The 24,873-nt window shown below is 62.2% G+C and carries 19 protein-coding genes; 15 read left to right on the top strand and 4 right to left on the bottom strand.

From position 1 onward, the window contains the following. Positions 1-27 precede the first annotated feature (27 nt). The 5 genes from KA354_08370 to KA354_08350 all read left to right on the top strand — a co-directional run bounded on the left by KA354_08370 (position 28) and on the right by KA354_08350 (position 5,220). Positions 28-1,095 (top strand): glycosyltransferase family 2 protein, encoded by a 1,068-nt coding sequence (locus KA354_08370; protein MBP7934645.1) that lies wholly within the window; start codon positions 28-30, stop codon positions 1,093-1,095. A 556-nt stretch (positions 1,096-1,651) separates the two neighbouring features. Beyond that, on the top strand, positions 1,652-3,172 hold the full coding sequence (gene tig / locus KA354_08365) for a trigger factor (protein ID MBP7934644.1): 1,521 nt from the start codon (positions 1,652-1,654) through the stop codon (positions 3,170-3,172). A gap of 89 nt (positions 3,173-3,261) precedes the next feature. Further along, complete coding sequence (locus tag KA354_08360; GenBank protein ID MBP7934643.1) at positions 3,262-3,885, top strand: ATP-dependent Clp protease proteolytic subunit; 624 nt, start codon at positions 3,262-3,264, stop codon at positions 3,883-3,885. 19 nt (positions 3,886-3,904) lie between these two features. Further along, positions 3,905-4,537 (top strand): ATP-dependent Clp protease proteolytic subunit, encoded by a 633-nt coding sequence (locus KA354_08355; GenBank protein ID MBP7934642.1) that lies wholly within the window; start codon positions 3,905-3,907, stop codon positions 4,535-4,537. Next, entirely contained in the window at positions 4,534-5,220 is a 687-nt protein-coding gene (locus tag KA354_08350; GenBank protein MBP7934641.1) for a hypothetical protein, read from the top strand. The genes KA354_08355 and KA354_08350 overlap by 4 nt, the downstream gene beginning before the upstream one ends. A 58-nt stretch (positions 5,221-5,278) precedes the next feature. On the opposite strand, the gene KA354_08345 is transcribed toward KA354_08350, so the two are convergent. Continuing rightward, positions 5,279-6,310 carry a LacI family DNA-binding transcriptional regulator gene (locus KA354_08345; GenBank protein MBP7934640.1) on the bottom strand — a complete coding sequence of 344 codons (1,032 nt, stop codon included), beginning with the start codon at positions 6,308-6,310 and terminating at the stop codon, positions 5,279-5,281. 193 nt (positions 6,311-6,503) lie between these two features. On the opposite strand from KA354_08345, the gene dacB reads away from it, so the two are divergent. From dacB to KA354_08300, 9 genes are all read left to right on the top strand, one after another. Continuing rightward, on the top strand, positions 6,504-7,985 hold the full coding sequence (dacB, locus tag KA354_08340; protein MBP7934639.1) for a D-alanyl-D-alanine carboxypeptidase/D-alanyl-D-alanine-endopeptidase: 1,482 nt from the start codon (positions 6,504-6,506) through the stop codon (positions 7,983-7,985). Between the two features lie 376 nt (positions 7,986-8,361). After that, positions 8,362-9,906: a nickel-dependent hydrogenase large subunit gene (locus tag KA354_08335; GenBank protein ID MBP7934638.1), complete on the top strand. Its 1,545-nt coding sequence runs from the start codon at positions 8,362-8,364 to the stop codon at positions 9,904-9,906. Between the two features lie 12 nt (positions 9,907-9,918). Then, positions 9,919-10,881 carry a hydrogenase small subunit gene (locus tag KA354_08330; protein ID MBP7934637.1) on the top strand — a complete coding sequence of 321 codons (963 nt, stop codon included), beginning with the start codon at positions 9,919-9,921 and terminating at the stop codon, positions 10,879-10,881. Then, positions 10,878-12,569 carry a HAMP domain-containing protein gene (locus KA354_08325; GenBank protein MBP7934636.1) on the top strand — a complete coding sequence of 564 codons (1,692 nt, stop codon included), beginning with the start codon at positions 10,878-10,880 and terminating at the stop codon, positions 12,567-12,569. The genes KA354_08330 and KA354_08325 overlap by 4 nt, the downstream gene beginning before the upstream one ends. Positions 12,570-12,777: 208 nt before the next feature. Continuing rightward, positions 12,778-14,088, top strand: a complete 1,311-nt coding sequence (locus KA354_08320; GenBank protein MBP7934635.1) for a Gfo/Idh/MocA family oxidoreductase — start codon at positions 12,778-12,780, stop codon at positions 14,086-14,088. Positions 14,089-14,153: 65 nt separating this feature from the next. Next, positions 14,154-15,116: a sugar phosphate isomerase/epimerase gene (locus KA354_08315; protein MBP7934634.1), complete on the top strand. Its 963-nt coding sequence runs from the start codon at positions 14,154-14,156 to the stop codon at positions 15,114-15,116. A 51-nt stretch (positions 15,117-15,167) separates the two neighbouring features. After that, positions 15,168-16,124, top strand: coding sequence for a sugar phosphate isomerase/epimerase (locus KA354_08310; protein MBP7934633.1), 957 nt, complete (start codon positions 15,168-15,170; stop codon positions 16,122-16,124). A gap of 240 nt (positions 16,125-16,364) precedes the next feature. Further along, on the top strand, positions 16,365-17,384 hold the full coding sequence (gene gap, locus KA354_08305; GenBank protein MBP7934632.1) for a type I glyceraldehyde-3-phosphate dehydrogenase: 1,020 nt from the start codon (positions 16,365-16,367) through the stop codon (positions 17,382-17,384). Between the two features lie 261 nt (positions 17,385-17,645). After that, a complete protein-coding gene (locus KA354_08300) occupies positions 17,646-19,595 on the top strand; it encodes a glycoside hydrolase family 127 protein (protein MBP7934631.1) in 1,950 nt (649 codons plus the stop codon). Between the two features lie 57 nt (positions 19,596-19,652). Here KA354_08300 and KA354_08295 read toward each other — a convergent pair whose 3' ends face one another. From KA354_08295 to KA354_08285, 3 genes are all read right to left on the bottom strand, one after another. Then, a complete protein-coding gene (locus KA354_08295) occupies positions 19,653-20,708 on the bottom strand; it encodes a hypothetical protein (GenBank protein MBP7934630.1) in 1,056 nt (351 codons plus the stop codon). A 54-nt stretch (positions 20,709-20,762) separates the two neighbouring features. Then, on the bottom strand, positions 20,763-21,899 hold the full coding sequence (locus KA354_08290; protein ID MBP7934629.1) for a hypothetical protein: 1,137 nt from the start codon (positions 21,897-21,899) through the stop codon (positions 20,763-20,765). A gap of 138 nt (positions 21,900-22,037) precedes the next feature. Next, positions 22,038-23,630 (bottom strand): clan AA aspartic protease, encoded by a 1,593-nt coding sequence (locus tag KA354_08285; GenBank protein MBP7934628.1) that lies wholly within the window; start codon positions 23,628-23,630, stop codon positions 22,038-22,040. 267 nt (positions 23,631-23,897) lie between these two features. Here KA354_08285 and KA354_08280 point away from each other — a divergent pair, with 267 nt between their 5' ends. After that, the gene (locus KA354_08280) at positions 23,898-24,836 is read left to right on the top strand and encodes a MoxR family ATPase (protein ID MBP7934627.1); all 939 of its coding nucleotides are present in this window, start codon (positions 23,898-23,900) and stop codon (positions 24,834-24,836) included. Positions 24,837-24,873: the final 37 nt, after the last annotated feature.

Below are 24,873 nucleotides of genomic sequence, written 5' to 3'. Positions count from 1 at the left end.
GCCCTGTGATTGAGCGAGGCAATGCCCATGCCCCCGACCACTACTGATCCGGTCGTTACCGGTGATTGCCCTGTCATCGGGAATCAGCCGCTGGACCCGTGTGACCTCTCCGTCGTGATTCCCCTCCATAACGAAGAGGACAACGTTGAGCCGCTCTACGCCGAACTCACCGAGGTTCTTACCGCCTCCGGCATGGATTACGAGGCGATCTTCGTTGATGACGGAAGCCGCGATTGCACCCTGGAACGGCTGCGCGGCGCCACTCGGTGCGACCGGCGGGTGCGCGTCATCGAGTTGCGCCGCAACTACGGACAGACGGCCGCCATGGCCGCTGGCTTCGACCATGCTCGAGGTCGCGTGATCGTGCCCATGGACGGCGACCGTCAGAATGACCCCCACGACATCCCCAAGCTCATCAGGAAACTCAACAAGCGACGGGGCTACGATGTCGTCAGCGGATGGCGGCTGCGACGCCAGGACAGCTTCATCAGCCGCCGGCTGCCCTCAATGATCGCCAACTGGTTGATCGGCCGGGTGACCGGCGTTCGGCTGCACGACTATGGCTGCACCATGAAGGCATACCGACGCGAAATCCTGCGCGGCGTGCACCTGTACAGCGAGATGCACCGATTCCTGCCCGCTCTCGCCGCCTGGAACGGGGCCCGGGTCACCGAGAAGATCGTTCATCACCGCCCGCGAACGCACGGCCAGACGAAGTACGGCATTTCTCGGACCATCCGGGTGGTCTTCGATCTGATCACGGTCAAGTTTCTATACGGCTACATGACCAAGCCCCTGTACCTGTTCGGCAAGCTTGCCCTGTACGCGCTTCTGGGTGGCGCGCTGCTGCTCGCCATCGCCCTTGGCCAGAGGCTCGGCATCCTTGGCGAAGAACGCCTCCACCTGAACCGGAATGTCCTCGTTCCCTTGTCCGGCCTGCTGGTCATTCTCGCGGCGCAGTGCGCCGTGGTCGGGCTCCTTGCTGAACTACTGGTTCGAGTCTACCACGAAAGTCAGAGTCGCCCGATCTACCAAATCCGCCGCATCCACAGCTCCGCGACTCCCGATGGCAACGCCCCGCTCGCCGTCAGGTAACGCCCCGCTTGCCCAAGTCTCGCCGTCACGGCCACGGCGGTCCATGGCCACACCGGACCGGTCCCCGAGCCCGCATCGGACCGGTCCCAGACTGCGACCTCCTGACCCGCGAAAGGGGGCTGCCAGCCACCGGCCGCCCCGAAACCGATCGCTTTTGGCTTCAGACGGCTTGACATGCCGACCGATGGACTGTACTGTGCGCCTAACGCTGGCGGTGCGAGGCGGAAAGGCCTTGTTCTGTGCGATAGGCACAAGCGCGCTGAGCTACGACGCATGGACGGGCGAAGGGGGATCCGGGCGCACCGCACGACTTGACATGTTGAAACGTGATCGCAGGATATCGGCCGCGGACCCGCGTGTACCGTGAGCCAGGCGTTGGCTGCGATCGCAGGTGTGTCTTTGGAGGTCAGCCGGTTTGCCTTGACCGGTCGCCAACGCCCGAGTCTGTTGGGTGCGGTCGGCAGGGCAAGAGCGGTTGACCTTTTTTGTTACCCGCCATGGCCGATCCGGACAGCCCCCAGGTACTTGAGTCAAGCCTTAATCAGGAGTGTGCCCGATGGCCGAAGAAGATGCCCAGAGTCAAGCCATGAGCGAGCATCTGGAGGATGAGAACCTCGCGCCGCAGGACGGCGAGGAGGCGCTCGCCGGGGAGGAATCCGAAGGCGAATCCAAGCTGGATCTGAAGGACCAGCTCAAGGAAGTCATCGAGGTCCAGGTGGAGGACGCCGGCACGCTCCGCAAGAAGCTGACCGTTACGATCCCTCGTGCCACCATCGACGAACAGTCCGACGAGCAGTACGGCGAACTGAGACGCGAAGCCCTGGTTCCCGGTTTTCGTAAAGGCCGCGCTCCCCGACGACTGCTTGAGAAGCGCTTCGGCGGCGAGGTGAAGGAGACCCTCGTACAGCAGCTGGTGCTCAACGGCTACATGGCCGCCACGGAAAAGAGCGACATCAAGGTGCTGGGCGATCCGTTGGTCTGGGCGACCGAGAAGGGTGCCCAGACGCCGACCCTGGTCGAACCCCAGAAAGCCATCGAGCTGATCAGCATTCCGGACGACGGACCGCTGACTTTTTCGTGCGAGGTCGAGGTCCGGCCCGAGTTCGAGCTGCCGGAGCTCGGCGGCATTCCAGTCACCAAGCGGTCATTCGACATCAAGGACGACGATGTCAGCACGGAGGTCGACCGCCTGCGGAAGATGTGCGGCGCGTATGACACCGTCGAAGGGCCGGTCCAGGCAGATGACGTCGTCGTGGCCGACCTGAAGATGACCTGCGAGGGTGCCGTGCTCAAGGAGCAGGCCGAGGTTCGCATGGCCGCTCGGGCCCAGATGGTTGACGGTGTTGTGCTGGAGAAGCTGGGCGAGGCCCTGGCCGGGGCCAAGGCGGACGATGTCCGGTCCATTTCCGGGCAGATTCCCGACAGCTACGTCAAGGCCGAGTATCGGGGCAAGCAGGCGGACTTCGAGTTCAAGGTTCGGCAGATCCAGCGTCTTTCCGTTCCATCGATGGAAGACGTTGTCCAGCGCCTCGGCTTTGAGACCGAGAGCGAGATTCGTGAGTACGTCCGGAAGGACATGGAGAGCCGGGTGGGTGAGATGGTCCGCAACGACATGGGCGCTCAGGTCTACCAGTACCTACTTGACCAAACCTCCTTTGACTTGCCAGGGGGCCTGTCCGAGCGACAAGTCAACCAGGTGGTAATGCGCCGCATGTTAGAACTTTACTCGCAGGGCGTGCCGCAGGACGAGGTCCAGAAACAGCTTGATGAGATGAAGACCAAGGTCCGCGAAGATGTGGTCCGCGAGCTCAAACTGGCGTTCATCATGGAGAAGGTCGCCGAACAATGCGAGGTCGAGGTGTCTGAGGGCGAGATCAACGCCCAGATCGCCGCGATCGCCCAGCGTCAGAACCAACGGTTCGACCGGGTGCGGGACCAACTGGCCCGTGAAGGTGCGATCACCAACCTGTACGTCCGGATCCGCGACCACAAGATCGTGGAGCAACTGATTGAGAAGGCGAAAGTGGCCGAAGAGAAGCCTGAGGCCGGCGACGTGCAGGCTTCGGACGCGACTTGAGCCGGTGGCCCGGGACCCTGAGCAAACGGCGGCGCCAGAACGCTTTTCACGCATGGCCGACTGAGGCGGCGACAGAGAGAAGGATACCCATGAATCACCCGCACGACCTACTGCGTACCCTCAACCAGCAACCCCCGCCCTACCAGCGGACCCGGGAGATGTCCATCGAGGACCTTCTTCTGGAGAACCGCATCATCTTCCTGGCCGGCCCCATCAACGAACGATCGGCAAGCATCGTGATCATGAGGATGCTGTATCTGCAATCCATCAAACGCGACCAGCCGATCAACCTGTACATCAACTCGCCGGGCGGCCTGGTCGATCAGACCCTGGCGATCTACGACACGATGCAGTTCCTCGGCTGCGACGTGGCCACTTACTGCATCGGGCAGGCGGCCAGCGGAGCCGCGATCATACTCTCCGCCGGGACCAAGGGGCAGCGCTATGCCCTGCCGCACGCCAAAGTGATGCTCCACCAGCCGTATAGCGGCATTACTGGGCAGGCCGAGGACATCAGGATCCAGGCCGAGGAAATCCTCAAAGACAAGAAGATGCTCAACGACCTGATCGCCAAGCACACCGGCCAGGACCCGACCAAGGTCGAGCGCGAAATCGAGCGAGACCGGTACATGAGTGCCCAGGAAGCTCTGGCTTACGGGCTTGTCGACGAGATCCTCGCCGAGCCCGGCAAAGATGCAAAGAAGAAGAAGTAGCCTCACATAGGACTCCCATATGATCGCACAGCACCTCATTCCGATGGTCATCGAGAAGACCGGTCGCGGCGAGCGGGCCTACGACATCTACTCCCGGTTGCTGAAGGATAGGATTGTGTTCCTCGGCGGCGGGATCGACGATGCAGTAGCGAATACCATCGTCGCTCAGATGCTGTTCCTCTCCAACGAGGACAGCAAATCCCCGATCAACTTCTACATCAACTCGCCGGGAGGATCGGTGTCGGCCGGGTTGGCCATCTACGACACGATGCAGTTCCTCCGATGCGAAGTGCATACCTTCTGCGTGGGCATGGCCGCCAGCATGGGTGCGGTGCTCATGTGCGGAGGCCGCAAGGGCAAGCGATTCGTTCTGCCCAACGCTCGACTCCTGCTGCACCAACCTCTGATCGGCGGGGTGCTCGAAGGGCCAGCCACGGATCTGTCCATCGAGGCGGCCGAGATCATCCGGCTGCGCAGACGGCTGTATGAGATCATCGCCCTCCACTGCGGCAAGCCCATTGAGCAGATCGAGCGGGACTGCGACCGCAACAAATGGCTCGAGGCCCAGGAGGCAATCGACTACGGGCTGGCCGACACGATCCTGGAGCGGGCGCCGGAAGCGCCACCCAAACCCAAGGAATCCGACGAGTGAACCTGAGAACGCTGGCCAAGGGCACGCTCGCCGCGGGACACCTCCATGTCCTCGTGGGTACGGTCTTTGCGCTGGCCGCGGCCGGATGCGGTGGGGTGACAGCCGACAAGTACCAGGCCACGCAACGCCAGCTTCAACTGTCCCAGGAGCGGATCCGACAGCTTGAGTACCAGCTCGCCTCTGAGCAGGAAGGGCTGCGGACGTTGCAGGCCCAGATCGCCCGTCTCCGCGGCCTGGATCGCAAGGCAGCCATGGAGCAACTCGTCGCCCCGGTCAAGATCGACTTCGCGAGCATGTCGGGAGGTTACGACACCGACAACAAGCCAGGTGACGACGGCATCGTACTCTACGTCCAACCCTATGATGAAGACGGGCACGTGATCAAGGCCGCCGGCTCGATCCAGGTGGTCCTTCTCGATCCTCTCAGCCCGGCCGATCAGAACGTCGTAGGAGAGTACCGCTTCGACGTGCCCACCACGCGGAAGATGTGGTACGGCCGATTGATGACCCACCACTTCAGCATCAGGTGCCCCTGGCCGTCGGGCAAACCCCCCGTCCATGCCGAGCTGATCGCCCACACGGCATTCTTCGATTTGCTCACCGGGCGAACGCTGACCGCCCAGAAAGCGATCAAGATCCTGCTGCCGCCAGAGCTGCCGACCTCGACCGCCCCTCAACCCTGATTGACTCTGGATCCGGGCTTCGACCGCGCTTCGCCGAGAGAAGACGCTAACCTGCGGCTCAGTGCCGGTCCGGCTCGATCAGGACCGGCGAAACCGCGATGTGCACCTGCCGCGTCTCGCCTGGATGGCGGATCCTGCGAATGAGCTGCTCCACGCTCCGCCGTCCCATGAGCTCCGCGCCGATGTCGATGGTCGCAGGACGGGGATGCAGCCCGACCAGGTAGGCTTCCTCGTTATTGCATGAGATGATCTCAACGTCTTCGCCCGGCTGAAGTCCACACATCATCAGCCCCGGGTAGACCATGGCCGTCATCATGTCGTTGGGCACAAACAAACCCGTTGGCCGCGGAGCGAGACTGACAAACCGAGTGACGAGACCGGCCACTCGCTCCCGGAGTATCGGCAAGGTCAGATTCGTGTCCGCACCGCCGTCGATCTGGGGCTGGTCGATCAGCACGTCGGCCGTGGCTCCGGCACGCAAAGCCGCCGTACGGAATGCCTCAGCGCGGGCGGGGTAGGCAGGGTAACTGCTCATCACGGAGAGAAACGCAAGGTGCCGATGTCCCCGATCGACGAGATACCGGGTTGCCATCTCGGCGATCTCCAAATTGCCCGCCAGGACCGAGTCACCACTCGGACCGGAGTGTGAACTGAGCCAGACCCAGGGCATGTGCTGAATGGCGGCCAACACGCCGGAGCGGGCGTGCGACCCCAGCAAGATCCCTCCCACCAACTGGCGGCCTTCGAGAATCGTAGGAAGGCGAGTCGCGTCGGAGATGTCGGCAAACGCCAACGCACAATCGTGATCGGCCGCTTCCCGCTCCATGCCGCGAAGATGGGCGGCCAGGACGCCGGGAGTGTGGAGATACAGCCCGTCCAGGACAATCGCGCCCAGCAGGCCAATCCTGTTCCGAGGAGGCGAACGCCGGCCCGGGCGCCGCTCGGGCGGAGGGGGTGTATACCCCAGATGCTCCATCGCCTGCTGAACAAGGTGGATGTTCTTGGCGGATACCCCGGGGACGTGGTTGATGACCCGCGACACGGTCGCCTGGGACACCCCGGCCGATCTGGCAACATCCGCAATCGACATAGTACACCTAATCTGTAGATGGTACCTGAGGCCCTCACGAGAATCAACTGGGAATTCCTGAAAACCAAGCGTTCTTTCAGAAACGGTCCCGATGCCGGCACGTGTGCTTCTTGGAGGGATGGACGCGAGCCCGGGGGGTGGTAGCATGCGTTGATGGGCATATCGTCACTCGTTCGAATGTAGGAGAGCCTTCGTGTTCCCACGCCGTCAGCACATGCTCGTTGCCGCCGGCCTCGCGTGGTGCCTCGCCGGCTGTGTGGCACCAGACGTCGGCCAGGATGCGAAACTGGCGTCCAGACTGGACGCGGTCCTCGGTCGGCTTTCATCCACAGGAGCCGTCGTTCGCGCCCGTGTCGTCGAGTTACCCGGAGGCAGGGAGCTATATGCCCGAGATGCCGACGAGGCCTGTACGCCGGCCAGCAACTTCAAGCTACTGACCACCGCAGTCGGCCTGGACCTCTTCGGAGCGAACCATCGGGTGAAGACCTATCTGGCCCTCGACGGTGACGACCTGTGGCTGATCGGCACGGGTGATCCGGCCACCGGCGATGCCCGCCTTGCTGCTGCCGGGGGGGGCACGCCGGTGACTCTACTCGAAGCGTGGGCCAGCATTCTGCAGCAACGCGGGGTACGTCAGATCCGAGGCGACCTGGTCTACGATGACTCCGCCTTCGAACGACAGCCTCGCGTCCATCCCACGTGGCGGAAGGACTGGCTTCTTCACTGGTATGCCGCACCGACCAGCGGGCTCAACTTCGGTGACAACTCCGTCGACATCACCGTCTTTCCGACTGAAGAAGGCAAACCGGTTCGTTATGAAGTGATGCCGCCGGTACAGGACATCCGCATCATCAACGAGTGCATGACTGGTGCCAAGGGCGAACCGGAGATCGTCAAATCACCCGGCGGCAACGTGTACAGGCTGGGAGGAATCTGCACCAAGAAGACGGCGCTCAAGAGCAAACCGGTCGAGGAGCCCGGGGCGTTTTTCGCGGATGCACTCAGGTGCCAACTCCGGATCAAGGGCATCGCCATTCTGGGCGAGATTCGGCGGGCAGAGAGGCCGCTTGGAGGCGCACCGGTGCCGCCCTCCGAGAAAGTCATCGCCGTGCATGAGACCCCACTCCCCGACATCCTGTCGCGCATCAACAAGAACAGCCAGAATCTGTTCGCCGAGTGTCTCTGTAAGTTGAGTGGGCAGACGTTCCAGCGGCAATCGGGCCGCTTCGTGCCGGGATCTTGGGAGGACGGAGGCCATGCCCTGCGTGCATTCCTGGCCAGGAACAGGATCGACGATCAGGCGCTGGCCCCCATGGACGGCTCGGGCCTAAGCCCGCAGAACCGGGTAACGGCCCGCATGCTCACCGACCTGCTGAAAGTCATGCATATACGCCCGGACGCTCAGGTCTACCGAAGCAGTCTGACTGCGGCAGGGATTGACGGATCACTCAAGGAGAGAATGGTCGACCTGAAGGGTCATGTCTTCGGAAAGACTGGCTACATCGGCGGCGTATCCTCGCTCAGCGGATACGTCAGGACCCGCCGAGGCAAATGGCTGGCCTTCTCGATCATCTTCAACAGAATACCCTCCCAAGCGGGTGACGATGACGATGTCGCCCCCTTCACCAAGCTCCAGGATGAGGCCTGCCGAGTTCTGGTCGGCTGGCCGGGATGATCGCCACCGCCAGGTGAAGAGTCCATCATCTGTTTCGTCCGGCGGATAGACACCACGGTCGCAGTGGCATACGAGCACTGACTCGGGTCCCATAACCAAACCGGCAATCTAGTTACGGTCAGTCTCGTCCTGGCCTATTGACCATTTTCCCTCTAGATCGAAGCGATCACTCAAGTCAGCTTTTCTCTCCGACGATGAGAAAAAGGCCTGATTGAGCGCTCAGCATCTCTCATCCCGCAACACTCCGGTCCGAGCGTCGGGATGGCCTGCTTGGAGCTGCCGGACCAGACGGGGGTTCGAGGTAGTCTCTCTCAGCGCCGCAACAGTGCCACTAGGAGCATGTTTTGCCCAACGGCGAAACCTTCGGAGCGAACTCATGAGCAACGAACTCACCATCAACCCCTTGACCCGCATTGAAGGACACCTTGCCGTTCATGCCGAAACGGAAGAGGTAGAAGTCGGAGGCAAGAAGGGCTTTCGCGTGAAGGAGGCCAAATGTGAAGGGGAGATGTTCCGCGGCCTTGAGAAGATCATCGAAGGCCGCGACCCTCTCGATGCCCAGCAGATCATGCAGCGGACCTGCGGCGTCTGTCCGATCTCGCATGGCATTGCGTCGATCCGAGCTCAAGAAATGGCCTACAAGCTCAAACCGACGCACAACGGCCGGTTGCTTCAGAATCTCATTCTGGGAGCAAACCACCTCCATTCCCATATCCTCCATTTCTACCATCTCGCGGCATTGGATTTTGTGGACATCAAGGCGATACTACAATACGCGGGCACGGACAAACTGCTCAACAAGCTGAAGTCATGGGTTGAGCAAGCGGTCGCCCGCAAGGATATCCTCCCCGCCGCCCCCTTCCTTCCCAGATACGAACGTGATTATGTCCAGGACCTAGATGTCAACATGACTCTTCTGAGCCACTACGTTCATGCTCTGGAAGTCCGCCGCACTTGCGACGAGATGGGGGCCATCTTCGGAGCCCACCTGCCGCACTCCACCGCGATCGTACCCGGCGGCTGCACCCAGGTACCCACGATCGAGCGCGTGCTCGCATACCGCACGCGGCTCCTCGAAGCGACGGCTTTCATCAAGGACGTCTACTTACCGGATGTGCTGGCCGTCGCGAAGACGTTCAAGGCGTATTTCGACATTGGCCGCGGTTGCGGCAGTTTCCTGTGCTTCGGCGTTTTTCCGATGGATGACGCGAATACGCCGGAGAATCAGTTCTTCCGGCCCGGGACAGTGATCGACGGAAAATGGGCGCCGCTGGACGTCAGCAAGGTCGCCGAGGACGTGGCCAGTTCCTGGTATGCCCAGCCTTCCGGTTTGCACCCTGACAAGGGCGAAGCGAACGCTGCGCCGGACAAACCGGGCGCTTACAGCTGGATCAAGGCTCCGCGTTACGCCGGCCGTCCCCTGGAGGTGGGTCCCTTGGCCCGGGTGCTGACCAACTACCATGATGCGGGGGCCGCCTGGGTCAAGAAGGAGCTTGATGCGGTCCTCACTTCACTGGATGTGCCGCTGGAGAAGATGGCCTCTGTCATGGGCCGCCATCTTGCCCGAGGCCTGGAAACGGTCTGGGTTGCCGACCAGTGCATGAAATGGCTGAGTGAGATCGAGATCGACGGCCCGCCGGCCAGCGATTTTAAGATCCCCAAGAGCGGCTCGGGGTACGGCCTGACCGAGGCGCCGCGTGGCGCTCTGGGCCACTGGATCACGATCGAGGACTACAAGGTCAAGCGCTACCAGTCCGTGGTGCCGACAACGTGGAATTGCTCACCACGCGACGATCGAGGTCAACCAGGGCCGGTGGAGCAAGCTCTTGCGGGAACGTTCATCGAGGATCCCGCGCAGCCGATCGAGCTCGGCCGCATCGTTCGCTCCTTCGATCCGTGCCTTGCGTGTGCTGTTCATTAGGAGACCCCTGACATGCGCCAGTATTCACGAAGAAGCATTCTTCGAGTAGGTGCCGCCCTGGCCGCCGGTTTTGGCCTGGACCGCCAGTACGGCCGAGCGATAGCCGCGGGGCTGGAGAAGCTTGTTACGCAAGAGGCAAGAGTCCTCTGGCTTCAGGGCATGAACTGCACCGGCTGCTCGGTTTCGCTGCTGAACAGCACGGATCCCGGGCCGCTGGATTTGCTCACCGACGTGTTGTCGCTGGCCTATCATTCCACCCTGTCGGCCGCCGAGGGCAAGGTCGCCAGCGAGGTGGTCGACAAGGTCACCGCTGCCGGCGGATACTACCTGGTCCTGGAGGGAGCGATACCGCTGAAAATGCCGAAAGCCTGCAAGGTCAACGGCATCCCCCTGACGACCATTCTGCAGACCGCCTGCCGCAACGCGAAGGCGATCATTACCGCCGGCACGTGCGCGGCTTTCGGTGGCATACCGGCTGCCGAGGGCAATCCCACCGGGGCCGGCAGCCTGAAGGAGTTCATGGACAAGGAAGGGATTCCGACGAAGGGCCGACTGATCAACTGCCCGGGTTGCCCCATGCATCCGGAGGAACTAGTCGGGACTCTGGCCTACGTGCTGGCCAAGGGGCTTCCCGAACTCGATCCGGAGCTGCTCACCCCGACACTATTCTATGGCCACTCGGTCCATGACAACTGCCCGCGGTTCCACTACTGGCAGAAGCACGAGTATGCGGAGAAGTTCGGAGATCCAGGATGCCTGTTCAAGTTGGGTTGCCTGGGTCCCCTCAGCCACACCAACTGCCCGCAACGGCAGTGGAACGGCGGCGTGAACTGGTGCATCCGGGCGGGCTCGCCCTGCCTCGGCTGCACGAGCAAGGAGTTCGCCAAGAGGCGGGACTTCCCGTTCTACCGCAAGGGCGAGCAAGTCCACACAGTTGCGTACGCGGAACAGGACAGAGGGAGCAAGTTACAATGAACATGCGACTCACTCTTGGCAAGAAGATCTGCGGCATCATCTTGGCCGTGTTCGTGCTCTCCACCTTCACGCTGATGGTGATTCAGCACGTCCTCTACTCTCGAAATGTCGACCGGACATTGGCGGCCGTCGAGAAGTCGGTGGAGGACATGAAACACCGCGATGGCAGGGACGTACTGCTCGAGGTCAAGAACGCCGTTGAAGGGTCCCTGCAGCGCGGGGAGTACAAGCTGTTCACGATGTTCGCCGAGCAGCAGAAACAGCTGACGGAGATCCGGGCCTTCTCCTTTTTCAACAAGGAAGGCAAGACCGAGCTCTCCTCGGATCCCCAGCGTGTAGGTCAAGCCCTGAGCGCCGCTCTATTCGAGCAGGCCAAGAAGACCAGCGAGGCAATCCTGGTCGACAGCGACGCTGTGTTCTCTTACTACCAGCCCCTCAAGATCGACAACGATATGCGCCGTCTCCACCCGGAATGGAAGGTCGGTGACGTGTACGGCGTTCTGCACCTGGAATTCTCCAAGGATGGCGTCAAGAAAATGCAGGCCGACGCCAGGAATCTCTTTACGAGCGGTTCCCGCAAGGTGGCAACCGTGGTGGTCGGCGTCAGCCTGGTGGCCGCAGTGATGGTGGTGATCAGCGCCCTGGTCGTGTCCCGACGAATCGCCCGGCCGGTGCGGAACGCCGTGTCGGTTCTGCAGGAGATGTCCCAGGGCGACTTCACCAAGCGGGTGGAGATCTCGGGCAACGACGAAATCGCCGATCTGGGCCGGGCTCTGGACACTACGTCCGACACGCTCAGGCATACGGTCCAGGGCATACGCGACCACGCTCAGACGCTGGCCAAGTCATCGTCCGCCTTGACGGCCGTCGCCGACACCCTTGCCAGCGGGGCCGAGGAGACAACGGCTCAGTCGACCACGGTAGCAGCGGCCGCTGAGGAGATGTCCGCCAACATGAGCACGATCGCGGGTTCCAGCGAGCAGATGTCAGCCAACGTCAAGACGGTCGCCGCAGCAGTGGAGGAGATGACCGCCAGCATCGCGGAGGTCGCCCGTAATGCTGAGCAGGCCGCCAACATCGCAGAAAATGCCGCCAAGTTGGCAACCACCAGCAATCAGAACATCAGTCAGCTCGGGTCGGCCGCCGACGAGATCGGCAAGGTCATTGGAGTCATCCAGGATATCGCGGAGCAGACCAACCTGCTGGCCCTCAACGCCACCATCGAGGCCGCTCGGGCCGGCGACGCAGGCAAGGGCTTCGCAGTCGTCGCAACCGAGGTGAAGGAACTGGCCAAGCAAACCGCCGAGGCCACCGAGGACATCCGCAGGCGCATCGAAGCCATTCAGAGTTCGACCGGCGGGGCGGTCCAGTCTATCGGCGAGATCACCCAGGTCATTCACAAGGTGAACGAAGTGTCCCGAACGATCGCCTCTGCGGTGGAAGAGCAGTCCATCACCACCAAGGAGATCGCCCAGAACGTGGCCCAGACGGCCAATGCGTCAACGACGGTCTCGGAAGGTGTGAATCAATCGGCCACCGCGAGCCGAGAGATCTCCAAGAACATGACCGGCGTGGACACCGCGGCCCGGCAGACCGCCGAGGGCGCCGCCCAGACCCAGACCGCCGGCCAGGAGCTTGCCACTCTGGCCGACCAACTGCAAGCCCTTGTCGGCCGATTCAAGGTGTAGTTCGACAGCACCTGCAACACCGCCGCCCGGCATCACGCCGGTATGGTCGCGGTGGTACCAGAACACCACCTCCAGCATTCCCTAGAGAGGCCTCCGGACCGCCGGAGGTCTCTCCTTTTTTCATCCACCCCCACGGCCTCCAGAGCGGGTCGTTTCCTTTCAGCACCCCCTGCGTTAGACTCATGGGCACTATATGAGGAGAAGGATCATGAGAAACAAGAGCACGCGGCGGGTCTTCCTCGGACAGCTGGGAATCGGCCTGTGGGCGGTGGGCGGAGCCAGGAGGGCTTGTGCCGGTTCGAGTGGCGACAAGCTCAACGTCGCCCTGATCGGCGTCGGCGGCCGTGGATGGGACAATTTCACGGCCATGCGCGGCGAGAACATCGTGGCGCTGTGCGACGTGGACGAGGCTCACGCGGGCGGTGCCTTCAAGGCAATGCCGGACGTTCCGAAATTCGCTGATTACCGGCAGATGTTCGACAGGATGCACAAGCAGATCGACGCCGTCGTCATCAGCACGCCCGATCATATGCACGCCATCATGACGCTGGCGGCCATGCAACTCGGCAAGCATGTCTACTGCGAGAAGCCGCTGACGCACACGGTGGCGGAGGCCCGGCGGGTTGCCCAGGCGACCGCCAAGTACAAGGTCGTGACCCAGATGGGCAATGGGGGCAACGCTCTCGCTGGCTCCCGCAGGACGGTGGAACTGCTGCGCGCGAGGGCGATCGGCGAAGTGCGCGAGGTCCATGTCTGGACCGACCGGCCAGGCAGCTATTGGCGAAACGCGCTCGACCGCCCCACCGACACGCCACCTGTACCCAAAACGCTGCATTGGGACCTCTGGCTGGGTGTCGCCCAAGCCCGGCCGTATCACCCCGCCTACCTGCCTGCCGTCTGGCGCGGCTGGTTCGACTTCGGAACGGGCGCGCTGGGTGATATCGCCTGCCACTCCTGCAACACCATGTTCTGGGGCCTGGGGCTGCGCGATCCGACGAGTGTCGAGGCCGAGACATCCGAACGTCACAAGGAGAGTTTCCCGGCCTGGAGTCGAATCAAGTGGCAGTTCCCGGCCCGTGACGGCCGTGGGCCAGTCACCGTGTTCTGGTATGACGGCGGCCAGAAACCTACCGGCGATGTGCTCGACGGTCAACCGCCGGGAGATAATGGCGTGGTCTTCGTGGGCGACAAGGGCCGCATGCGCATCAACGGGCGCTACCAGCCCTCCCTGCTCCCGGAGAAGGACTTTGCGGGATACACGCCGCCGCCGAAAACACTGCCCGATTCACCCGGACATCACGAGGAGTGGATCCGTAACTGTAAGAACGGCGACCTTGGTCTTGACTACATGAGCCATTTCGGGCGAGCCGGCCTGATGACTGAGGCGGTGCTGCTCGGCAATATCCCGGTCCGCACCGGCAAGCGCATCGAGTGGGATCCGACGAACATGAAGATCACCAACGCGCCGGAATTGAACGATTTGCTGGATATGCCGTACCGCCAAGGCTGGAAACCCTGAGAGGCTGGCCGCGGCTAGTCGACCATGGCCTTCGCGCATCGAAGGCAATGAGGTAGAGTGTGGCCATGAAATTAACGCGTAGAGAAGTCATCGGACGAGCAGCGGGAACTTTGTCGGCGTCGGCAGCCGGCCTGCTCTCTGTGGGGACCGGGACCTCGTCAGCAGCAGCGCAAGATGCCGCTGGGGGCCGTGCTGCGAGCCGCCGCCTGCGGATTGGAGTCTCGACGTACTCGTTCTGGCACTTCACCGACCAGAAGGTCGAAGTGGCCGACTGCATCGAACGAGCCGCGGAAATGGGCTTCGACGGCGTTGAAATCCTCCATCGTCAGATGAGCGGCGAATCGAACACTTACTTGCAGGACCTCAAGCATCGCGCGTTCGTCAACGGACTGGATCTGATGGGTTTCTCGATTCACCAGGGTTTTGTGTCCCCCGATCCATCAGTCCGCAAGCAGCAGATCGAGCATACTCGGCACTGCATCGAGCTTGCCTACAGGCTGGGCATTCCTACGATGCGGCTCAACACCGGGCGGTGGGGAACGATCAAGTCCTTCGACGACCTGATGGCCAACAAGGGAATCGAACCGATCCTTCCCGGTCATACCGAGGACGAAGCCTTCAAGTGGGTGATTGACGCCATCGGGGCGTGCCTTCCCAAGGCCGAAGAATGCGGCGTGTGCATGGCCCTGGAAAACCACTGGGGTATCGGCCGGACCGCCGCCGGGCTGATGCGGATCTACACCGCAGTCCGCTCGCCTTGGCTCAAGCTCCTGCCCGACACCGGCAACTTCCTGGACAAGACCTATGAGCAACTGGAAATGATCGCCCCGCACGCTGTCCTCGTTCAGGCCAAGACCTACTTCGGCGGCGGCGAATGGTACACACTCGATATCGACTACGCCCGGGTGGCCAGCATCTTCCGAAAGGTCGGCTACCACGGTTACATCTCACTCGAATTCGAGGGCAAGGAGAATGCCGCCACCGGCGTCCCCAAGAGCCTCGAAATGCTCCGGAAGGCGTTCAACTGAAGAAGCCCGGCAGAGCCGTTTCACGGCCGGATATCGGAGACACACACGGTCATGCTTCCGCCCGTCAACCGCAGAACCGCACTCAAACTGGCCGCATCCTCCTTGGCGGCATCGACCCTCACACTGAAAGGTGAAAGCCCACGCCCTGAGTTGAGATGGAAGACCGCCGTCGGATTGAACGGTTTTCAATCCGGCACCCGCAAGTATGGAAAGAACTACCCGATATGGGAAGTGCTCGATTTCGCTTCGCGGAGTGGATTCGACGGCGTCGAACTCGTCAGCGACTGGCCGAGCGGCGGTTACCCGGCAGCCGATGAGACTGATCGTGTCCGCGCTCTCAGACGGCTGTACGACCTGTACGGGCTCCGCCTGTTCTCGATCCAACTCGGTGCGGACGGGGCATTCGACCCCAGCGAGGCGACTCGCAAGGCGTGGCTGAACGAGTTCCGCGATCGTGCCCGACTGGCCAAGGCCATCGGCTGCGATTGCCTCGGAGTGTGGCCGGGAGGCGGGCTGCGCGGCCAGACTCTTGATCAGGCCATCGATCTGCTGGCTCGGACCTTCGGCGAAGCCGGCAAGATCGCCGGTGATCTCGGCCTGCTGGTGTGTTTCGAGATCGAACCTGTGTTTGTCTTCAATACGGCCGATCACTACCTGCGCATCTTGCACGGGGCGAACCACCCGGCCTTGAAAGGCATCTACGACCCGAGCCACTTCGATCAGATGAACGGGGCCACCGGCAGACCAGAGGAATTGCTGCAACGTGTGGGGGTGAGCAGCATCGGCTACGTCCATTTCTGCGACACCGACGGCACGCTTCGAGATGGGGCCACATCCAAACACCTCGCCTGCGGCGATGGCAAAACCGACTGCGCCAAGGGGCTGAGCATCCTCAAGCAAGGAGGTTTCCGTGGCTGGATCATGGTAGACGAGTGGGAGGTGCCCGACCCCTACGACGCTTGCCGCAAGTGCAAGCGGGCGATTGACCGGGCGTGGCAGGACGCCTGAATCCTGCCAACGCCGCAGGGCGCCCAAGGGCACCACCGATCCGCCCTCACCTCTCGCCCGTCCCCAAGGTGGCCCTCCCCGTTCGACCCATCGGCAAGGCCCCCTCCTTGACCCCGCTCGACAACCCTCTTATCCTGTTTGCCCGTTGAACCCGCGGGGAACGGCCGGCGCCCGGCTGACGCGGGCGGTGTGTTTCAGAGTCTCGGTTCAACCGGTTTGTGACCGGCAGGAGATGATGTAATGGCTTTGCGCGTTGGAATCAATGGATTCGGCCGTATCGGCCGCCTGGTGATGCGAGCTGCCTTGACCGACAAGGACATCGAGTTCGTCGGCATCAACGATGTGGTACCTGCTGAAAACCTGGCCTACTTGTTGAAGTATGACTCAACCCATGGGCGTGCCAAGGTCAATATCAGTGCTCAAGGCGAGAACGTCGTCGTGGCTGGCAAGAAGATCCCTTGTTGCTCCATCCTGGATCCCGCCCAGCTTCCCTGGAAGGATCTCAAGGTCGACTACGTGGTCGAGTCCACAGGCAAGTTCACCGACCGAGCGGGTGCGACCAAGCACCTGACCGCCGGGGCCAAGCGGGTCCTCATTTCGGCGCCCGCCAAGGACAAAGACATCTCGACCTTGGTGATGGGTGTCAACGAGGAGAAGTTCGACAAGGCCAAGGACACCATCGTCTCGAACGCGAGTTGCACCACGAACTGCCTGGCTCCGATCGTCAAGGTCGTCCTGGACAACTTTGGTGTGGCCGAAGGTCTCATGACTACGATCCATGCCATGACCGCAACTCAACCGACGGTGGACGGGCCGAGCAAGAAGGACCTCCGCGGCGGCCGTGGCGCCGGCCAGAACGCGATCCCGGCATCGACCGGCGCCGCCAAGGCCGTCAGCCTCTGTATTCCCGAGGTGAAGGGCAAGCTCACCGGCATGGCCTTCCGCATTCCGACCGCAGACGTCTCCGCCGTGGACCTGACCGTTCGCACCGAGAAAGCCACCTCGCTGAAGGACATCAGCGCGGCCATGAAAGCCGCCTCTGAGGGTCGCATGAAGGGCATTCTCGGCTACACGGAGGAGCCGGTCGTCAGCAGCGATTTCATCGGTTGCTCCCTGTCGAGCATCTACGATGCCACGGCATGCATCGAGCTGAACTCCAACTTCTTCAAGCTCATCTCCTGGTACGACAACGAGATGGGCTACTCCTGCCGCGTCATCGACCTCTTGAAGCTGATGGCCAAGAAGGACGGTCTGCTGTAAGAGCCCGACGAGGCGGTCCACAGACCGATTCGATAAGGGGCCACGGTTCAGCGTCCCCGAGCCGTGGCCCCTTTCGATGCCCTGCTGATCCTAGCCGCGGGATGCCAGGCCGAGGCAAAGCCTGCTGATCCGCTCCCTTCACAACCGCCCTACCCACACTGTAGAATGCAGCCCATCGAGCCAGAGTGAACCCGGGCTCGGAGAGGCGACCACCGGCCAACTGGCCGGTCGCCCGGGAGTCCATGGCTGGAGCGACCCAGAATGCAAGTGCTGGAAACTCTGCCCTCTTCGGGGCTCAGCGACTTCTATATCAACAACCGGGCCCCACTCGGGGTCAACCCCCTGGTCAAACTGCCCGCCGGCCAGATCAGGCCGGACGGCTGGCTCCGTCACCAACTCGACCTGATGGCCCGGGGAATGGTCGGCCGCCTGCCCGAGATCAGCCCATGGTGCAACCTGGTCACCAGCGCCTGGGCTGACCCCAGGGGTGAAGGTCAAAACCCCTGGGAGGAAATGCCCTACTGGCTCAAAGGGCTCGTATCCCTCGGTTTTGCGATCGCCCGCCCGGACATCGTGGAACAAGCCAGGCGGTGGGTGAATGCCATTCTCGCCGGCCAGCGCCCGGACGGCTACTTCGGCCCCGAAGTCAACCGCCAGCACGGCGACCTCTGGTCCAACATGTGCGTCCTCTTCGCGCTGCGTACCTGGCACGAGGCCACCAGCGATCCGCGAATCCTGCCCGCCATGACCCGATACTTCCGCTGGATGGCGAGCATCCCGCCGGAGAGACTCTACTCCTACGCCAAGTTCGGCTACACCTGTCGCGAATGGTGGCAGTCCATCCGCGGTGGCGACAACCTCGACAGCATCTACTGGTTGTACAACCGGACCGGCGAGAGCTGGCTGCTCGAGCTGGCTCGCGTGAATCATGAGCGCACCTCCGATTGGGTCAACGGCATTGCCAGCTGGCACGGGGTCAACATCTGCCAGTGCTTCCGCGAACCGGCTCAGTATTACCGGCAAAGCAACGACCCTGCGCATCTGCAAGCTACTAATAGAAACTATCAGGAGGTCATGGACGCCTACGGCCAAGTCCCCGGCGGCATGTTCGGGGCGGACGAGAACTGCCGCGAGGGATACACCGGACCACGGCAGGCGGCAGAGACCTGCTCGATGGTCGAGTTCATGTTCAGCAGTGAGATGCTGGTTCGAATCACCGGCAAGACCCTGTGGGCCGATCGCTGCGAGGATGTGGCCTACAACTCCTTCCCGGCCTCGACGGGACCGGATTTCATGTCACTTCACTACCTGACCGCTCCCAACATGGTCCAGTGCGACCGGGCCGACAAGTCACCAATGGTCGAGAACAACGGCGACACCTGTTCCTACAGTCCTTACGAGCAGCATCGCTGCTGCCAGCACAACGTGGCCTTCGGCTGGCCCTACTTCCTGGAACACCTCTGGATGGCCACGCCCGGAAACGGCCTGGCGGCAGTCTTTTACGCCCCCAGCGAACTCGCCGTCAAGGTCGGCGACGGCACCGAAATCGGCGTCCGCGAGACGACCGATTACCCCTTCGGCGAGGAAGTGCAATTCCAGTTCTCGATGCCCAAGCCGGTGTCCTTTCCGTTAACCGTTCGAATTCCCGGCTGGTGCGAAGGGGCACGAATCAGAATCAACAACCAGAACGTGGACCTGCCGCTGAAGAGCGGTCAGTGGGCGGTGTTGGATCGAAACTGGAACGACGGCGACAAGGTCGAACTCAAGCTACCGATGGAAATCGCGATCCGCGGCTGGGAGCAAAACCACAACACGATCTCCGTAGATCGCGGCCCGTTGACCTACTCGCTCAGGATCGGCGAGCGGTGGGTGCGATACGGCGATGCCGGCAAGTGGTCGTCGTGGGAGGTCTTCCCGACGACACCGTGGAACTACGCCCTGATTGTCGACCCAGCCCACCCGGCGCAATCGGTCGAGGTGGTCCCAGCCGACATGCCCCTCCATCCCCAGCCGTTCACGCCCGATCACGCGCCTATCACCATCAAGGTCAAGGGCCGCAAGGTACCCACCTGGAAACAGGAAGCCAACGGGCTCGTGGGGGTGGAACCTCAGAGCCCGGTCAAGACCCAGGAGCCCATCGAGAACCTGACGCTGATCCCGATGGGCTGCGCCCGGCTGCGGATATCGGCATTCCCACACTGCAAAGCGTAAACGCGAACACGGTACTCCGACGACTGGAAGCTCCGCCGGAACGATGACCGCCGGGGACTACTTCTCGATCGTGTCCCTGCCGTAGGAATGGCCGCCAACAGCCGCCCCGGCAGTACGTTCGAGAATGCCCTTGTAGTCTGGGTAGCCGCCCTTTTCCGCGAAAGCCTCGAACATCACCCGGCGGCGGTCAAGGGTGACACCGATGGCCTCGGCGTCGTTGTAGTCGCTGGCGATGAAGCCGCCCCTGGGCGTTCCCCAGGCATCGAGCAGCCGGTGAGCTTGAGCACGTATCTCCTCGTACGTCCCGCGGGGCAGCGTGGACTGGGTATCCACGATCGACTCGAAGCAAACCCGACCCTGGTAGCGTCTGCTGATGTCATCGATGCCAACAACGTTGGGCTGCTGCAGGTTCACGACCTCGAGCCCGGCGTCAATCAGTTCCTCGATAATATCGTTCGTCCGGCCGCAGGAGTGCATCCAGGTGTGCATCCCGGCCGTCCTGATTTCATCGAACCACTTCTTGTAGCGCGGCTTGAAGAACTCGCGAAACGTCTCGACCTTGAGAAACGCCCGGTCCTGAAGACCCCAGTCATCGGCCATGGCCGCGGCGTGCATGCGCCCCTTGGCGATCTTACAGCACTGCCGGAAAACACGGATGTGATGCTCCAGGATCCGGTCAAGCATCTGGTGCATCGCCTCCGGCTCGAGGTAGAAGTCCATCAGCGTTTCAGACATGCCGTGGAGCATGTGCAGACGCTCGAAAATGCCCTGGCCGAAGCAGAACATGACGAAGCGATCGTCGGCGCTGGCCAGCTGCTCCTCAAAACCGCGATAACGACGCGGATCTTCGGGATCGGGCCACGAGTGATCTTTGAGCCTGGCGAGGTCCAGGAGCGGATGCCCGCGGACCAGGCCGGTGTTCTGCACCTCAGAGCGCTGCCAGACACAACCCCACTCGTCGGCCAGTTCGCCCTGGAACGACCAGTTCCATCCCGTCGGATCGTGCGTCCAGACGTCGTAGCAGTCGTTGACTCCGACCACGTCGAACTTCATGGGCAGCCGCGGAGGATCACGGAAGGTGATCGCTCGTTCAACAATCTCTCTGCGAGTCATCTACAGCTCCCTGAGCGTGCTGCATCCGCCTGTTACCTGTAGGGGCGGCCTTGCTCACGACGCGTAGGCACCGACCTTCCTGACTTCGTTCAACACGGCCCTGTAGGTCGCAAGGCTGGTGTCCGGGAGGACGGAATGGTCCGAGTGATAGATGTACCCCTGGTAGGGCATCGCGGCTCCCATCTTGACGCGAATCTCGTCGCGAATCTGGTCGAGGTCATTCGTAGCCAGAATCCGGGCGTCAATGCCGCCACAGAACCCCAAGCGATCGCCGAACCTCGGGGCGAGCGAACGGAGGTCCATGTTCGCCTTCACTTCGAGGGGGTTGATCGCGTTGACACCGGCACCGATCAGATCATCAAGCACCATTCGCAGATCGCCATCGGAATGATACAGCACTGGCATGCCCCGTCTGTGAAACTCATCCATCATCCTCTTGTGGTAAGGGTACAGGAACTCCCGGTAGTGCTTGGGACTCATGAAGGGACCGGTGTTGTACGCCATATCGCCGTACACAAAGGCCCCGTCGCAGACCATGCCTTCCGCCTCAGTGAGCTCCAGCATCTGCACGGCTACTTCGGTGTAGGTCCTGAAGATGTCGTGGATCCACTCCGGCTGTCTCATCATCGAGCGAAGCATGATCTCATGGCCGAGCACGTCCTTGATCATCTCGAACGGCTCGACGGTCGCATAAAGCAGGAAGCGGTTCTGCTGGCGTCCGCGACGATAGAGCGGCTTGAACTCGTCCCAGCGCACCCGGTGCTTGCCAGCCGTCATCAGGTGCTTGACCTCGGCCCACTTCTCGGGCGTGTTGATGCCGAACTCGATGTGCTCCGGCGTACCCATCTTTTGCTTCCACCAGCGAAGCACCGCCCAGTTGCCGTCCCGCTGGGAGATCCACTCGTCGGTCTCTTCGAGGACCTGCGGGGGCGTGAACCGCAGCCGGTAGTCCGGCCAGGCCACCTCGCAAAGGTCCATGTCGAAGTACTCCCACAGGGTACATGACTCGGCCGCGGGCGATTTGCCCCAGGCCGTGCTCTGGCCGGTGCCGTCGTCGCCGTCGCGTGGCAAAGGAATTTCCCGCCGAAACCGGGTCTCCGTTTCGAACCAGAACTTGTCATAGATGGGCACCCGGTCGGGCTGTTGGTGAGCCAGAACGCGGGCAACTCGTTCCTTTGAGGTCATGGGCACCACAGCATCCTCACCGGCCTGACTCGAGGGCGGCCGACTCCGCCAACTCCGGGCCGACAAGCATACCAGAACCCCCCGGAAGAGGAAACGACGAACCGATATCCGCTCCCCATCACCGGCTTCAGATGCGTGGAAGGCTCAAAGGCCACAACTCGGATCGGCGGGAACGCCCGACCCGCTCAGGCAACGCTGGAACACCCCGAAGTCGTCCTGATCCACATCGCCGTCACCGTCGGCGTCTGGCATCAGACACTCGATGGCCGCCTGCGGGATGGCAGGACCGCTTGAGCAGCCAAGGAAGGTGGTCAAGTCATCGGCATCCACATCGGTATCGCGATCGAAATCGAAGTTGTTGAGCACCGGATCGGAAATGCGAAGGAACCCGCTGCCCGTGAGCGAGGGGTCGAACACGACATTCCGGTTCCAGAACAGGTTCATGCCCAGGATGCCACCGATTTCACCCCCGTCCGGTGACGAGATGTCGATCTCCACGAAGGGTACATGTGAGAACTCCAACGCCCCGCCCAAGGCATTAATTCTCACATAGTCGATGTAGTAGCCGTTCATGGTGCACAGGCCGCCGATGCCCTGCACATCCACCGTGAAGTCCGGTGTGGCTGGAAGGCTGAGGTTCGCGGTCATCGCCGGCGTCATGATGCACGTCTGGGCGCCGGTATCGATCATGAAACGCATGGTCTGCAGCGGATTGGTGTGGCCGGGAGTCCCGTGAAGCACTCCCATCTGTCCGAAAAAGGCCCCACCGAACGGGATGGCCCCATCGCCGCTGCTGAGCACAGTAGGTAACCAGGGTTGGTTCGGCCCCAGCGGGTTCACGAGGATGTCGGGGTAGAAACTTGACGTCGTCACCAGTCCCCCGTATCCGCTGGCCGTCATCGCAATCTTCCGAGGATACACGGGCGCGGAGGAGCTGCCCTGTGGGAGGATGAGGACCTCGGGGCTGGCATACGTCTGATCGCCCACAGTGACCCGTCGCGGCTGATCTACCCGAATCGAAGTCGTGAAGAAACCGACGAAATCGTTGCCGATCACCGTCGGCAGGACCGGGCCGCTGCCACAGACCTCGTACGGCCCAACCACCGCAGCCACGTTCCCATGCCCCACCAGCTGGGTGACATCCAGCTGTCCATCGGCCTGGATGGCACCAAGCCCGCTGGCAAAGATGCCGATGGGCATACTCACCGGAGCTTCCGACGCACCACAGACCCCTCCAAGCAAGGTGGTGTAGTCGGACAGATAGGAGCCGGTAACACCCAGTATCTCGGAGTCACAGTAACCGATCAGATCGACCACTGAGCCGCTGTCGAAGATCCCGATCACGAAGTTGGTCTCGGCCGGCTGATTCAGAGCGGTCCCGCTATACCCGGTCCTCACGATGTGGGCATAGCTTTCATCGTTGGACGCCTTGTAGTCCGTCACGGAAATCGCCACCAGCGGCGAGAAACCGTCGATCGGCACGCGCGGATAGGGCCAACTGCTGACTTGGATTGTCGCCGTCGTCTGCAGTGTCGCACTTTCCACCGCGGCCAGCGCAGGACGGTCCTGAGGGGTGTGTATCGCCACCGCCCGCATGCCCCCGCCCAGGTGGATGCTCACGTTGACGTCAGCAGGTTGTTGGGCCTTGTCCTGGGCGCCCACCGCTGGCACGAGAACGGCCAGAAGCAGGGTCGCACTCAACAGCCGCCCTACCGGGAAGGTCGTGTGCTTATTCATAACCGCTTGCCTGTTCCGTCGATAAGATCTCACATGTTCTCCGCGGGCGCGAGGTGGGAAGCCTCGCTCCCCATCTTATTGTAGCGTCAGAGGGATGATTATTCTTCCCCAGCCGCCCCGAGCTCCCCCAGGGCCGCCTGGCAACGCGAGTCAGGATTCTGTGCGTTTGTCCGAGAGGCGGTATAATCCCGTTATGGGACCTGCGGACCGGCGACGGCGAAGCGATGCTCCAGGAGATGCACGATCGTGACCACGACGGATTCGACCATTCAACCTCTGCTTGAGCGTCTGGATCATCTTCGGGCTAATATCGACCGCGTCTTTCTCGGCAAACCCGGTACGGTGACCCAGGTTCTGGTGGGCCTGATCAGCCGGGGCCATCTGCTTATCGAGGATGTACCCGGCGTCGGCAAGACGGTGCTCGCCCGGACACTCGCCAAGAGCCTGGCCCTATCCTTCAGCCGAGTACAGCTCACGCCCGACCTGCTCCCCTCAGATATCATCGGGGTCAGCGTCTACGACGCCAAGACCGGTAGCTTCGAGTTCAAGCGTGGCCCGATTTTCGCAAACGTCATTCTTGCAGACGAGATCAACCGGACCACCCCTCGAACCCAATCCGCCCTCCTGGAGGCCATGAGCGAGAGCCAGGTCAGCGTCGATGGCAGGACCATGCGCCTGGAACAGCCGTTCCTGGTCATTGCCACGCAGAACCCGTTCGAGTTCGAGGGCACGTACTTCCTTCCGGAGAACCAGCTTGATCGATTCGCCCTGCGGATACGCATTGGCTACCCCAGCCGCGAGGTCGAAAGCCGGATCGTCCGAGAGGATCCCAGCAAGGTAGCCATCGAGAGCATCGAAGCGGTCATGTCGCGGGATGGTCTGATCGAGATCCAGAACCGGGTACCCGAGATCCACGTCGAGGATCGGCTGGTTTCCTACGCTCTGGACCTCGTCGAGCGAACCCGCACCCACGAGCACCTCGACGTCGGCGTCTCCCCCCGCGGAACGATCGCTCTGATCCGCGCCGCCCAGGCCGCGGCCATCCTCGCCGGCCGCACTTACGTGGTTCCGGACGATATCAAGGCCATGTTCCTGCCGGTGTGCGCCCACCGAGTGGTCAGCAAGAGCTACCTCCACGACGGCCACATGGTCGTTGCCGACCAAGTCCTGAGCGAGATTCTGGCCAAAACCTCCGTCCCGGAGTGAGGGGATCACCCCAATTCGCCCCCCCCCAGCCTCCCAC

The sequence above is a fragment of the Phycisphaerae bacterium genome (genome assembly GCA_018003015.1).
In the GTDB taxonomy this organism is placed as follows: domain Bacteria; phylum Planctomycetota; class Phycisphaerae; order UBA1845; family PWPN01; genus JAGNEZ01.
Note: the sequence above shows the minus strand (reverse complement) of the source record. Positions and strands in the feature narration are given on the sequence as shown.